This window comes from Pseudomonas nitroreducens NBRC 12694 (assembly GCF_002091755.1).
In the GTDB taxonomy this organism is placed as follows: Bacteria; Pseudomonadota; Gammaproteobacteria; order Pseudomonadales; family Pseudomonadaceae; genus Pseudomonas; species Pseudomonas nitroreducens.
Genome location: NZ_BDAI01000009.1, coordinates 73,178 through 85,346 on the forward strand (window position 1 = coordinate 73,178; position 12,169 = coordinate 85,346).

Annotated in this window: 10 protein-coding genes; 5 read left to right on the forward strand and 5 right to left on the reverse strand. The window is 65.4% G+C overall.

All coding sequences use genetic code 11. From position 1 onward, the window contains the following. Positions 1–6 precede the first annotated feature (6 nt). Positions 7–684 carry a response regulator gene (locus PNI01S_RS20810; RefSeq protein WP_037009287.1) on the forward strand — a complete coding sequence of 226 codons (678 nt, stop codon included), beginning with the start codon at positions 7–9 and terminating at the stop codon, positions 682–684. Next, positions 681–2,024 (forward strand): ATP-binding protein, encoded by a 1,344-nt coding sequence (locus tag PNI01S_RS20815; RefSeq protein ID WP_024763136.1) that lies wholly within the window; start codon positions 681–683, stop codon positions 2,022–2,024. Before PNI01S_RS20810 ends, PNI01S_RS20815 begins: the two co-directional genes overlap by 4 nt. Before the next feature lie 61 nt (positions 2,025–2,085). On the opposite strand, the gene PNI01S_RS20820 is transcribed toward PNI01S_RS20815, so the two are convergent. Then, a complete protein-coding gene (locus PNI01S_RS20820) occupies positions 2,086–3,087 on the reverse strand; it encodes an AraC family transcriptional regulator (RefSeq protein ID WP_084358933.1) in 1,002 nt (333 codons plus the stop codon). A gap of 363 nt (positions 3,088–3,450) precedes the next feature. Here PNI01S_RS20820 and PNI01S_RS20825 point away from each other — a divergent pair, with 363 nt between their 5' ends. After that, positions 3,451–4,752 carry a dicarboxylate/amino acid:cation symporter gene (locus tag PNI01S_RS20825; RefSeq protein ID WP_024763138.1) on the forward strand — a complete coding sequence of 434 codons (1,302 nt, stop codon included), beginning with the start codon at positions 3,451–3,453 and terminating at the stop codon, positions 4,750–4,752. 367 nt (positions 4,753–5,119) lie between these two features. Here PNI01S_RS20825 and PNI01S_RS20830 read toward each other — a convergent pair whose 3' ends face one another. The 3 genes from PNI01S_RS20830 to PNI01S_RS20840 form a co-directional block, all read right to left on the reverse strand. Beyond that, positions 5,120–6,511, reverse strand: a complete 1,392-nt coding sequence (locus PNI01S_RS20830; protein WP_038803425.1) for an adenylate/guanylate cyclase domain-containing protein — start codon at positions 6,509–6,511, stop codon at positions 5,120–5,122. A gap of 139 nt (positions 6,512–6,650) precedes the next feature. Then, positions 6,651–7,235 (reverse strand): HD domain-containing protein, encoded by a 585-nt coding sequence (locus tag PNI01S_RS20835; RefSeq protein WP_084358934.1) that lies wholly within the window; start codon positions 7,233–7,235, stop codon positions 6,651–6,653. Positions 7,236–7,402: 167 nt separating this feature from the next. Further along, positions 7,403–8,206, reverse strand: coding sequence for a helix-turn-helix transcriptional regulator (locus PNI01S_RS20840; RefSeq protein WP_084358935.1), 804 nt, complete (start codon positions 8,204–8,206; stop codon positions 7,403–7,405). A gap of 209 nt (positions 8,207–8,415) precedes the next feature. On the opposite strand from PNI01S_RS20840, the gene PNI01S_RS20845 reads away from it, so the two are divergent. Together PNI01S_RS20845 and PNI01S_RS20850 are read left to right on the forward strand one after the other, a co-directional pair. Then, the gene (locus PNI01S_RS20845; RefSeq protein ID WP_038803426.1) at positions 8,416–9,780 is read left to right on the forward strand and encodes an APC family permease; all 1,365 of its coding nucleotides are present in this window, start codon (positions 8,416–8,418) and stop codon (positions 9,778–9,780) included. 28 nt (positions 9,781–9,808) lie between these two features. Continuing rightward, the gene (locus PNI01S_RS20850) at positions 9,809–10,906 is read left to right on the forward strand and encodes a DmpA family aminopeptidase (RefSeq protein WP_084358936.1); all 1,098 of its coding nucleotides are present in this window, start codon (positions 9,809–9,811) and stop codon (positions 10,904–10,906) included. 93 nt (positions 10,907–10,999) lie between these two features. Here PNI01S_RS20850 and PNI01S_RS20855 read toward each other — a convergent pair whose 3' ends face one another. Further along, complete coding sequence (locus PNI01S_RS20855) at positions 11,000–11,998, reverse strand: sulfate ABC transporter substrate-binding protein (RefSeq protein WP_024763142.1); 999 nt, start codon at positions 11,996–11,998, stop codon at positions 11,000–11,002. Positions 11,999–12,169: the final 171 nt, after the last annotated feature.

Sequence of the window (12,169 nt, forward strand, 5' to 3'; positions counted from 1 at the left end):
ACGCGCATGAAACTGCTGGTGGTGGAAGACGAGGCGCTGTTGCGCCATCACCTGTACACCCGGCTCGGCGAGCAAGGCCATGTGGTCGATGCGGTCGCCAATGCCGAAGAGGCGCTGTACCGCGCCGCCGAATACCATCACGACCTGGCGATGATCGACCTTGGGCTGCCCGGTATGAGCGGGCTGGACCTGATCCGCGAATTCCGCAGCCAAGGCAAGACCTTCCCCATCCTCATCCTCACCGCTCGCGGCAACTGGCAGGACAAGGTCGAAGGCCTGGCCGCCGGCGCCGACGACTACGTGGTCAAGCCCTTCCAGTTCGAAGAACTCGAGGCCCGCCTGAACGCGCTGCTGCGCCGCTCCAGCGGCTTCGCCCAGTCGAGCATCGAGGCCGGCCCGCTGGTGCTGGACATCAACCGCAAGCAGGCGCTGGTCAACGGTGAGTCGCTGCAGTTGACTGCCTTCGAGTACCGCATCCTCGAATACCTCATGCGCCATCATCAGCAGGTGGTCGCCAAGGAGCGCCTGATCGAGCAGCTCTACCCGGACGACGACGAGCGCGACCCGAACGTCATCGAGGTACTGGTCGGGCGCCTGCGCCGCAAGCTGGAGAGCGCAGCGGGCTTCAAACCGATCGATACCGTGCGCGGCCAGGGCTACATCTTCAACGAGCTGTGTAAATGATCCGCTCGCTGCGCCTGCGCCTGATGATCGGTGCGGCGATTCTCGCCGTGCTGTTCATGGCCGCGTTGCTGCCGGCGCTCCAGCGGGCATTCAGCATCGCCCTGGAGAATGCCATCCAGCAACGCCTGGCGGCGGACGTGGCGACCCTGGTGTCCTCGGCGCGTATCGAAGGCGAAGTCCTGAGCATGCCCGACCATCTGCCGGTGGAGGACTTCAACCTTCCCGAATCCAAGTTGCTGGGCTTCATCTATGACCAGTCCGGCAAGCTGGTCTGGCGTTCCACCTCGGCCCAGGACGAGAGCGTCGACTACTCACCCAAGTACGATGGCATGATCGACGAGTTCACCCGCATCCGCGATGCCTCTGGCCAGGAGTTCTTCGTCTATGACGTGGAGATTGACCTGCTCGGCGGCAAGCGTGCTGCGTACAGCATCGTCACCATGCAGCCGGAGAGCGAATTCCGCGAACTGGTCAGTGGCTTCCGCGACCAGCTCTACCTTTGGCTCGGCGGCGCGCTTCTGTTGCTGCTGGGCCTGCTCTGGCTCGGCCTGGGCTGGGGCTTTCGCTCCATGCGCGGGCTGCGCTCGGAGCTGGACCAGATCGAGGCCGGTGATCGCGAACGCCTGAGCGATGACCATCCAGCCGAGATGCTGCGTCTGACCGACTCGGTCAACCGCCTGCTGGAAAGCGAGCGCGCCCAGCGCGAGCGCTATCGCAATTCCCTGGGCGACCTCGCTCACAGCCTGAAGACTCCGCTGGCGGTGCTGCAGGGCGTCAGCGAAACCCTCGCCGACCAGCCGCAGAACCGCGAGCAGATGCAGGTGCTGCAGACCCAGATCGAGCGCATGAGCCAGCAGATCGGCTACCAGTTGCAGCGCGCGACCCTGCGCAAGAGTGGCCTGATTCGCCACCGCGCGGCCCTCGATCCGCTGCTGGATACCATCGCTGGTGCGCTGGACAAGGTCTACCACGACAAGCGCGTGAAGCTCGAACGTGATATCCCGCCGGGCCTGGCCCTGCCGCTGGAAAAGGGCGCGCTGCTGGAGATGCTCGGCAACCTGCTGGAGAACGCCTATCGCCTGTGCCTGACCACGGTGAAGGTCAGCGCGCGCAAGGAGGGTCGAATGTTCGAACTGATCATCGAGGACGACGGCCCCGGTGTTCCCGCCAGCCAGCGCGAGCGCATCCTCAAGCGCGGCGAGCGCCTGGATACCCAGCATCCCGGCCAGGGCATCGGCACGGCGGTGGTCAAGGACATCATCGACAGCTACGACGGCGAGCTGGCGCTGGAGGATTCCGCGCTGGGCGGCGCTTGCTTCCGCATTCGCCTGCCGGGTTGATCGAGAGTCGGCGCGAACACTCATCGCACCGCGCTCCCCCAGACGAGATCGTGCCTTCGTCTCATTCCCCCTGCTGTGCCCGATAAGCCCCCGGCGTCAGTCCCGTCCATTTCTTGAACGCCCGGTGGAACGCCGATGGCTCGGAGAAACCGAGCTGGTCGGCGATATCCTGAATGGAGTGCTCGTCGCGGCCCAGGTAGTAGATCGCCAGGTCGCGGCGCAGCTGGTCCTTCAACTCCTGGAAGTTTGGCCCTTCCTCGCGCAGATGGCGGCGCAGGGTCTGCGGGCTCATGTGCAGTTGCGCAGCGACCTGCTCCAGGTCCGGCCAGCGGCGGCAGTCGCGGCCGAGCAGGCGGCGGATCTGGCTGGTCAGGCTGTCGCCGCCGTCGGGGCGGGCGAGCAGGTCGGCGGGCGAGTCCTTGAGGAAGTGCTTGAGCGTGCGCTCGTCCTGCAGCAGCGGCATGTCCAGGTAGCGAGCCTGCAACAGCAGGCTGGTGCTGCCGGCGGCGAAGCGGCGAGGGCAGGGGAACAGCAGGTCGTACTCGGCCTGGTGCTCGGGCGGCGGGTAGCTGAAGGTGGCTTCCTCCAGGCGGATACGCTGGCCGATCAGCCAACTGGCCAGACGGTGCCAGATCAGCAGCAGGCTCTCGGCAAGGAAGTGGTCCGGGTCGCGCAGGTGGGTCTCGTCCAGGGTCAGCCGAGCGCGGTCACCGTCGCGCACCAGCTCGATCCGCGGCGCCTCGGGAAACAACCCGTAGAACAGCGAACCGCGGCCCAGCGCCTTCTCCAGCGTGCGGCAGTGGATGATCGCGTTGCACATCATGGCGAAGGTGCCGCGCTTGCTCGGCAGGCTGCCGAAACCCATGTATTCGTCGTCCAGCGCTTCCCAGAGTGTCTGCATCAGACGGCTGAACTGCTCGGGATCGATCCGTGCGCGAGGTTCGTCGAGGATGGCCGGGACGATGCCGGCGTCGCGCAGCAGCGCCTGGACGTCGAGGCCCTTGCGCTGGGCGCCATGGACGGCGGCGCGGACGAAATGGCTGGCAATGGTGCGTTCACGCATGAGCGGTCCTTGTTGTTCTGTCCGCATGTCCGAAAGAACAGTGCGGCAAACCCGATCGAACCTGATCGGAGTTCTACAATCTACGGTACGAAGGCCGTGGCGGATACCCGCCAGAGGGCGGGAAACCCGCCAGCGAGGAGGCGGGTTTCCGCCAGATTCGGCGCCTTCCGTGCCCTGACTTTTTACGGAAGTCGTTGAATTTAAAGGGGTTACATATTTTCTAAAGGTCTGGCACAGCACTTGCGATAGGCGAGCAAGGCCTGCCGTCTGGCATGCCCTGAAAACAAATTCTCCCATTGCAGGGAGATAACGCGTTCGGTCTTGCGCCTCCCCCGGAGCGCAGGCCCAGAGGACAGAGCTGCCATGACCAAGCAACCCTTCTACAAAAGCCTGTATGTGCAGGTACTGATCGCCATCGCCATCGGTATCGCACTCGGCCACTTCTACCCCGACACCGCCAAACTGATGAAGCCGCTGGGCGATGGCTTCGTCAAACTGATCAAGATGGCCATCGCGCCGATCATCTTCTGCACCGTGGTTACCGGTATCGCCGGCATGCAGAGCATGAAGGCCGTGGGGAAGACGGGTGGCATGGCGCTGCTGTACTTCGAAATCGTTTCGACCATCGCGCTGATCATTGGCCTGGTCGTGGTCAACGTCGTCCAGCCGGGCGCCGGCATGCACGCCGACGTCGCCACGCTGACCGCCGAAATGAACAAGAACGCGGCGCTAACCGGCTTCATCGCTTCGGGCGAGAAGCAGAGCACCATCGACTTCTTCATGAACGTCATCCCGAGCACCGTGGTCGGCGCCTTCGCCAACGGTGACATCCTCCAGGTGCTGTTCTTCTCCGTGCTGTTCGGCTACGCGCTGCACCGCCTGGGTGACTACGGCAAGCCGGTGTTCGAGTTCATCGATCGCATCACCCACGTGATGTTCAACATCATCAACGTGATCATGAAGGTCGCGCCCATCGGTGCCTTCGGTGCCATGGCCTTCACCATCGGTGCCTACGGCCTCGGCTCGCTGGTGCAGCTGGGCCAGCTGATGCTGTGCTTCTACGTCACCTGCCTGCTGTTCGTGCTGATCGTGCTGGGCGGCATCGCCCGCGCCCACGGTTTCAGCATCCTGCGCTTCATCTCCTACATCCGCGAAGAACTGCTGATCGTGCTGGGCACCTCGTCCTCCGAATCGGCCCTGCCGCGCATGATCGCCAAGATGGAGAAACTGGGCGCCGACAAGAGCGTCGTCGGCCTGGTGATCCCGACCGGCTACTCGTTCAACCTGGACGGCACCTCGATCTACCTGACCATGGCCGCCGTGTTCATCGCCCAGGCCACCGACACCCCGATGGACATCACCCACCAGCTGACCCTGCTGGTCGTGCTGCTGATCGCCTCCAAGGGCGCCGCCGGGGTCACCGGTTCGGGCTTCATCGTGCTGGCTGCCACCCTGTCCGCCGTTGGCCACCTGCCGGTGGCGGGCCTGGCGCTGATCCTGGGCATCGACCGCTTCATGTCCGAAGCCCGCGCGCTGACCAACCTGGTCGGCAATGGCGTGGCCACCATCGTGGTCGCCAAGTGGTGCAAGCAGCTGGACGAGAAGACCCTGTCCGCAGAACTGGCCGCCGGCCCGGGCAACTCCGCGGAGCTGCAGCCGTCCTGACGCGCTTTTCAAAGAGCAATTCGGCCCGGTGAACGTGAAGCACCGGAGCCTTTCCAGCCCGCTCGATTGAGCGGGCTTTTTTATGGGCGAGTGGTTGGTGGCGGCGCGCGTTTTGTAGGAGCGAGCTTGCTCGCGAACGGTTTCCCGGCAGCTTTGGAGGTGGGCGGGTTCGCGAGCAAGCTCGCTCCTACAGTGGCTGCGGGCGTGTGCAGCCAGGACGGGGCGTCGTCAGCCTTGCAACATTCCAGGGAGCGCCCGGCGCGCATGGGAGCGGACTCCGCTCGCGATTGGCCGGCCGCCAGCGGCGAGGGTGTGCATCAACGAGAAAGGCGCACGCAGAAGCATGCGCTGAAGAAGCGGAAAGGAATCAGAGAATGATCTTGTCCTTGAGCTTCTCCGCCGCCTGCTGCAGCGCCTGGATGACCCGTTCCTTGTCGTAGTTCTGCACGTTGTTGGTGTCCAGGTACATGGAGAAGCCCGGCACCTCGTGCTCGACGAAGCTGGGGTTGGAGCCCAGGTCGCGGCGGAAGTCGACCACCTGGTAGATCTGCACCGGCTTGCTGAAGCCCTTCACGGCGATCTGCCCCTTGTCGCGGCACATCAGCACGTCTTTGACCAGCGAGTAGGTCTCGTGGCTGATGAGGATCTCGCCGGCTTCGGCGGCGCTTTCCAGGCGGCTGGCGAGGTTCACTTCGCGGCCGATGATGGTGTAGTCCATGCGCGTGTCGGCGCCGAAGTTGCCCACGGTGCAGTAGCCGGTATTCAGGCCCATGCGCACTTCCAGCGGCTTGGTGATGCCCTGGGCGCGCCACTGCTGGCGCATGACCTTCATGTGCTTGCGCATGGCCACCGCCATGGACACGGCGGCCACGGCGTCCTTCTTCGCGCCCTGGGTAGCCGGGTCGCCGAAGAACACCATCACGCAGTCGCCGACGAACTTGTCGATGGTGCCGCCGTACTTCAGGGCGATCTTCGACATCTCGTTGAGGTAGTTGTTGAGCATGTCGGTGAGGGCTTCGGCTTCCAGTTCCTCGGACAGCTCGGTGAAGCCCTTGATGTCGGAGAAGAACACCGTGAGCTTCTTGCGCTGGGTTTCCAGGCGCACCGTGCGCTTGCCGCTGAAGATCGATTCCCACACCTGCGGCGACAGGTACTTGGCCAGGTTGCTGGCCAGGCGCGCGGCCTTTTCCTGCTCCAGGGTGATGTCCGAGCGGGCCTGGGCCAGGCGCAGGCCCTGCTGGTGCACGAAGAAGGCGGTGATGCAGATGTACAGGGTCGAGAACAGCACGCTGACCAGCGAAACGATGGCGGGGGTCGCGCCCTTGTAGCCCGGAGTGATCAGCGCCGCAGACAGCACCGAGGCGCTCAGCCCCACCAGCAGCGCCAGCCCCAGCGAGCGAAGGCCGCCGATGATCAGTGCCGAGAAGGAAAGGATCAGCACCAGCATCAGGCTGGGTACCTCGGAGAACCCCAGCAGCGTGGTGGCGATACCGGCGTGCAGGGCGTCGATGAACAGCAGCACCAGGCGGGTACGCTGCGGGTTGTCGCGCTTGAAGCGGCGGCTGACCTGCTGGGCCAGGTGCGGGTAGAGCAGGGCGTACGGGATCATCCAGAGGATGTCGTAGCCGAAGTACTTGGCGAAGGTGCCGGCGGTGATGGTCGCGGCGATGGCGATATAGGCCAGCACGCGGGAATGGTATTCGCGCAGAGGAGTGGGGGAGAGCGGACTACTGGATCGCTCGAGAACGTTAGGCTTCATGCGCAGGAAACTTCCCTAATGCGTGTGGGCTTGTGGCCAATTACGCGTCTGAATTTTGGGAATCTTATTCCATGCGCTACCCCGGAGCCAGCGGCGGCTAGCGACTGCTCGTCGCGGACCGCCGGTCGCTTCGGGACCCTCAGGCCATGCTGCCGTCGGGCTTCTGGTAGATCGAGCGGCGCGGCTGGGCGAAGACCCGGCGCAGCATGGGGTCGAAGAACTCCAGGGGCAGCACTTCGCCGTCCGGATCGAAGGCGGCGGCGTCGTAGCGCGCGCAGAATTCGATGGTCCGCTCGAACTGCGGGTGGTCCTTGAACTGCTCGCGCAGGTGCCGGTCCAGGCCCAGGTGATGGAAGAAGTAGTAGCCCTGGAAGATCGCGTGCTTCTCGATCATCCACAGGTTCTCCTCGCTGACGAACGGCTTGAGGATGGCCGCGGCGATGTCGGCGTGGTTGAACGAGCCGAGGGTGTCGCCGATGTCGTGGAGCAGGGCGCAGACCACGTACTCCTCGTCGCGGCCGTCGCGGTGGGCCAGGGTGGCGGTCTGCAGCGAGTGGGTCAGGCGGTCCACCGGAAAGCCGCCGAAGTCGCCGTCGAGCAGGCGCAGGTGGGTCATGATCCGGTCGGGCAGAAGCGCGGCGTACTGGCCGAAGTCCTTGGCGATGATCGCCCAGTCCTCGGCGGTGCCGTCTTCCATGTGGGTGAAGTTGGCGCGTGCGTTCATCAGGCTGTGCTCTCTTGTGATTGTCGTGGCGTGTCTGGATGGCACCGATCCAGTCTAGAAGCCTGACGGGCACGCGGTAGTGTCCGTGCAGCGCCAGCGGGGTGTCCCGGCACGCGCGAATGGTGCGGCATCAGCCGCGCGGATGGCGGCGGGTGTTCAAGGTTCGCTCAGGGGTTCTGCGGATCGTGCCCCAGCGACTGCAGGAACAGCGAGAACAGCTCCGGCTGCGAGGAGATGTCGAGCTTGTTGTAGAGGTGGCGGCGGTGGACCTTGATGGTCTCCGGGGAGATCGCCAGGCGCTCGGCCATGGCCTTGGAGGAGTAACCCCGCAGGATCAGCCGGGCGATCTCCAGTTCGCGTTCGGAGAGCACACCCGCGCCGAAGTGGCTCAGGGCGTCACGTACCTGCACTGCCACGCCGTCGCCGGCGCCCGGCAGCAGGCGCTGGCTGCGTTGCTGCCAGTGCTGCTGCATCAAGGCCAGCACCCAGGGGCAGAGCATCGCCAGCAGGCCGGTCTGCTCGCCATCGAACAGCCGGCGCATACCCAGTGACAGCGACAGCGCGCCCTGGCCGGGCAACTGCAGGATGAACTGCACCTCGTCCTCCAGCACGTTGTCGTGGAAGTAGCTGAGGAAGTACTCGCTCTGGCGGAACTGGTCCGGGGAGATTTCCTCCAGCCGGTACAACCCGCTGGGCACGCCCTCGCGGCAGGCCTGGTAGAACGGGTCGAGCTGGTAGAGACCGTCCAGGTAGATGGCCATGGCGGCTGGGCCGGCGGTGGGCTCGGCATCGTATTCCTCCAGCGCCACCGGAGTGCCGCTGGCCGGGTAGAACATCGCCAGGGCGTTATCGAACGGCAACCACTGGTGCAGCAGCAGGACCAGTTGCTTCCAGAAGCGCGGCTGGCCGATCTGCTCGATGGCGCGACCAAGGTTGGCGTGCATGCCGACTTCGCGGAACAGGTTGTGCATCCGAGGGGATTCTCTGAGAGGGGCGGAGGAGTCGGCCCACGGTTTCCTCCTTTTAACCCGTCGCCGTCAAGGGGGCGTAACCCCAAATGGTGATTGGCCGTCCCCCTCGCCATGCCCAGACTGCACCCCACGCAGCGCCCCGCTCAGAGGGCGCATCAAGGTCTTCGTTCCTGCCTCAGCCACCAATAACAACACGAGGAAACAACGATATGAGCGCTTCCCCTGCGCCAGCGAGCGCGCTCAAGCCCAGCCTGGGCGTGCTCGACGTAGTCGCCATCACCGTCTCGGCGGTCACCCCCGCCAGCTCCGTTTTCGTCATCGCTCCCTTTGCCATCCAGCAGGCCGGCAGCGGGGCCTTCCTGGCGTTCGTCTTCGCCGGGTTCCTGGCCCTGATGTTCGCCTGGTGTTATGCCGAGCTGGGCCGGGCCCACAGCTCCGCCGGCGGCGAGTATGTCTACGCCAAGCGCGTGTTCGGCGGGCTCGCCGGCTACGCCACCTTCCTTACCGTACTGGTCTCGCTGCTGTTCATCCCGCCGGTACTGGCGACGGGGGCGGCGACCTATCTCAACAACGCCCTGGGGACGAACTTCGACACCCAGACCGTGGCCCTGGTGATAGTCGCCGCCAGCTACGTGCTGGGCATCCTGAATATCCGCGTGAACGCCTGGATCACTGGCGTGTTCCTGCTCTGCGAAGTGGCGGCGCTGCTGGTGATCGTGGTGCTCGGCTTCGGCCATGTCAGCCAGCCGGTGAGCGTGCTGGTGCAGCCGCAGCACATCGACGGCGGGATACTGGCCGCCGCGCCCTGGGCGCTGGTGGTCGGCGCCGTGGGTACCGCGCTGTTCTCCTACAACGGCTTCGGCGGCGCGGTGCTGCTGGCCGAGGACATGAAGTGCGGCGGCCGCAACGTACACCGTGCGGTGATCTGGTCGCTGGTGCTGGTGGTGGCGATCGAGATCGTCCCGCTGACCGCGCTGCTGCTGGGCGCGCCTTCGCTGAAAGATATGATCGCCAGCCCCGACCCGGTCGGCTACCTGCTCACCGCCCACGGCAACGAAACGCTGTCGCGGCTGGTCAGCGCCGGCATCTTCCTCTCGGTGTTCAACGCCATAGTCGCCATCGTCATCCAGGTCGGCCGGGTGATCTTCAGCAGCGGCCGCGACGAGCTGTGGACGCCGCTGATGAACCGCGCCTTCACCCGCATCCATCCGCGCTGGGAGTCGCCGTGGATCGCCACGCTGTTCCTCGGGGTGCCCTCGGCGGCGCTGAGCTTCAGCTCGAACCTGGAGGAGCTGACCTCCTTCACCGTGCTGCTGCTGGTGATGGTCTACCTGGTGGTGGCGCTCTGCGCGCTGTTCAGCCGCGTGCTGCGCCGCGACCGCGAGCACCCGTACCGCATGCCGCTGTGGCCGTTGCCGGCGATGCTGGCCGTGGTCGGCGCCGGCTACCTGTTGCTCAACCTGCTGATGGACGCGTCCTCGCGGGACATCATGATCATTGTCGGGATACTGGCCGTGTCGGTGATTCTCTACAGCACCTACGGCAAGCTCAGCCCGGCCTTCCAGAAGCTCTGAAACCCTGCTCGACAACCAAGGAGACAGCATGCGCGCTCGTCAACTCGGCATCACCCTCGGCCTGGGCACGCCCGGCGAGTTCAACGCCATCACCGACGTTCCCGGCATCCGCGTTGGCCACAGCACCCTGATCGGCGAGCGCGATGGTCGCGCCGTACGCACCGGGGTCACGGTGGTCCAGCCGCGCGAGGGGGTGGCCCGCCAGCAACCCTGTTTTGCCGGCTGCCATGTGCTCAATGGCAATGGCGACGCCACGGGGCTGGAGTGGATTCGCGAGGCGGGCCTGCTGACCACGCCCATCGCCATCACCAATACCCACAGTGTGGGCGTGGTGCGCGATGCGCTGATCGCCGCCGAGCATGCCGAGTTGGCCGACCCGTCCATCTACTGGTGCATGCCGGTGGTGATGGAAACCTACGATGGGCTGCTCAACGACATCTGGGGCCAGCATGTGGGCGCCGAGCAGGTGCGCGAGGCGTTGGCCGCGGCCGAGTCCGGCCCGGTGCGGGAAGGCCCGGTGGGTGGCGGCACGGGGATGATCTGCCACGAGTTCAAGGGCGGTATCGGCACGGCCTCGCGCAAGCTGCCGGCGGAGCAGGGCGGCTGGACCGTGGGCGCACTGGTGCAGGCCAACCATGGCCAGCGCCGTGAGCTGCGGGTGGACGGCTACCCGGTCGGCCGCCAGCTGGGCGACCTGCCGTCGCCCTTCGCCGAACAGGGCACGCCGGGCATGGGCTCCATCGTGGTGATCCTGGCCACCGATGCGCCGTTGCTGCCGCACCAGTGCCAGCGCCTGGCGCAACGCGCCTCGCTGGGGATCGCCCGGACTGGTGGCGGGACCGACGATTCCAGCGGCGACATCTTCCTTGCCTTCGCCACCGGCAACCGCGACCTGCCGCCGGCGGACTACGGGCGCAAGAACCTGCCGTTCGCCACGGCGCTGGAGATGGTCAACAACGACCACATCTCGCCACTGTTCGCCGCCGCGGCGGAAGCGGTGGAGGAGGCCATCGTCAACGTGCTGCTGGCCGGCAAGGACATGCGCACCGACGACGGCGTGCTGGTGCCGGCGCTGAGCGGGGAGCGCTTGCTGGCGGCATTGCGTGAGACCGGCTGGAAGGGATAACCGGGGCATCCGGCACACTGTTGCATGAACGGAGCATGAAAAAAGCCGGAGCTGCTGGGCAGCTCCGGCTTTTGTCTTTGGCGTCCCGATGGATCAGTTCGGGGTATAGATCTGGTCGAACACGCCGCCGTCGGCGAAGTGCGTCTTCTGCACGGTGCGCCAGTCGCCGAAGGTCTTCACCACGGAGAAGAAGTCCACCTTCGGGAAGCGGTCGGAGAACTTGGCCAGTACTTCCGGGTTGCGCGGGCGCAGGTAGTTGTTCGCCGCGATGGTCTGGCCTTCGTCGGACCACAGGTACTTCAGGTAGGCCTCGGCTTCGGCGCGGGTGCCTTTCTTGTCGACCACCTTGTCGACCACCGCCACCGGCGGCTCGGCTTCGGCGGAGACGCTCGGGTAGACCACTTCGAAGCCGCCACGGCCGAACTCGCGGGCGATCATCTCGGCTTCGTTCTCGAAGGTCACCAGCACGTCGCCGATCTGGTTCTGCATGAAGGTGGTGGTCGCTGCGCGGCCGCCGGTGTCCAGCACCGGGACGTTCTTGAACAGCTGGGCGACGAATTCCTTGGCCTTGGCTTCATCGGCGCCGTGCTTCTGCGCGTAGCCCCAGGCAGAGAGGTAGGTGTAGCGGCCGTTGCCCGAGGTCTTCGGGTTCGGCACCACGACCTGGATACCCGGCTTCACCAGATCGTCCCAGTCCTTCAGGCCCTTCGGGTTGCCCTTGCGCACGATGAACACGGTGGCGGAGGTGAAAGGCGCGCTGTTGTTCGGCAGGCGGGTCGCCCAGTCCTTCGGCACCAGGCCGCCATTGTCGGCCAGGGCGTCGATGTCGGTGGCCTGGTTCATGGTGATGACGTCGGCCGGCAGGCCGTCGATCACGGCGCGGGCCTGCTTGCTGGAACCGCCATGGGACATCTGGATGGTGATCTTCTCGCCTTTTTCGGCCTGCCAGTGTTTCTGGAAGGCGGCGTTGTAGTCCTTGTAGAAGTCGCGCATCACGTCGTAGGAGACGTTGAGCAGGGGCTGGGCGGCCTGGGCGGCGGAGGCCAGGGCAAGGCCGGCGGCCAGCAGCGAGGCGCTGAACAGACGTTTCACGAGCAGTTCCTTTTGGCAGTGTTGTTGGGCGTCGATTATGCCGACAGGTTATATGGCAATTAAATACTTAAAGGCTATTTGCTTATGCGGCGAGCCGTTTCCCGCGCCGCGCTGTTGCGCATGCCACGAAGAGGAAAGTTGCCCGGCAGCCTAGCAGGCCGGCCGGGCAAG

Bases quoted from the DNA above. Each gene is read 5' to 3' on its own strand.
- PNI01S_RS20810 (WP_037009287.1), top strand. From the start codon at position 7: ATGAAACTGCTGGTGGTGGAAGACGAGGCGCTGTTGCGCCATCACCTG.
- PNI01S_RS20815 (WP_024763136.1), top strand. From the start codon at position 681: ATGATCCGCTCGCTGCGCCTGCGCCTGATGATCGGTGCGGCGATTCTC.
- PNI01S_RS20820 (WP_084358933.1), bottom strand. From the start codon at position 3,087: ATGCGTGAACGCACCATTGCCAGCCATTTCGTCCGCGCCGCCGTCCAT.
- PNI01S_RS20825 (WP_024763138.1), top strand. From the start codon at position 3,451: ATGACCAAGCAACCCTTCTACAAAAGCCTGTATGTGCAGGTACTGATC.
- PNI01S_RS20830 (WP_038803425.1), bottom strand. From the start codon at position 6,511: ATGAAGCCTAACGTTCTCGAGCGATCCAGTAGTCCGCTCTCCCCCACT.
- PNI01S_RS20835 (WP_084358934.1), bottom strand. From the start codon at position 7,235: ATGAACGCACGCGCCAACTTCACCCACATGGAAGACGGCACCGCCGAG.
- PNI01S_RS20840 (WP_084358935.1), bottom strand. From the start codon at position 8,206: ATGCACAACCTGTTCCGCGAAGTCGGCATGCACGCCAACCTTGGTCGC.
- PNI01S_RS20845 (WP_038803426.1), top strand. From the start codon at position 8,416: ATGAGCGCTTCCCCTGCGCCAGCGAGCGCGCTCAAGCCCAGCCTGGGC.
- PNI01S_RS20850 (WP_084358936.1), top strand. From the start codon at position 9,809: ATGCGCGCTCGTCAACTCGGCATCACCCTCGGCCTGGGCACGCCCGGC.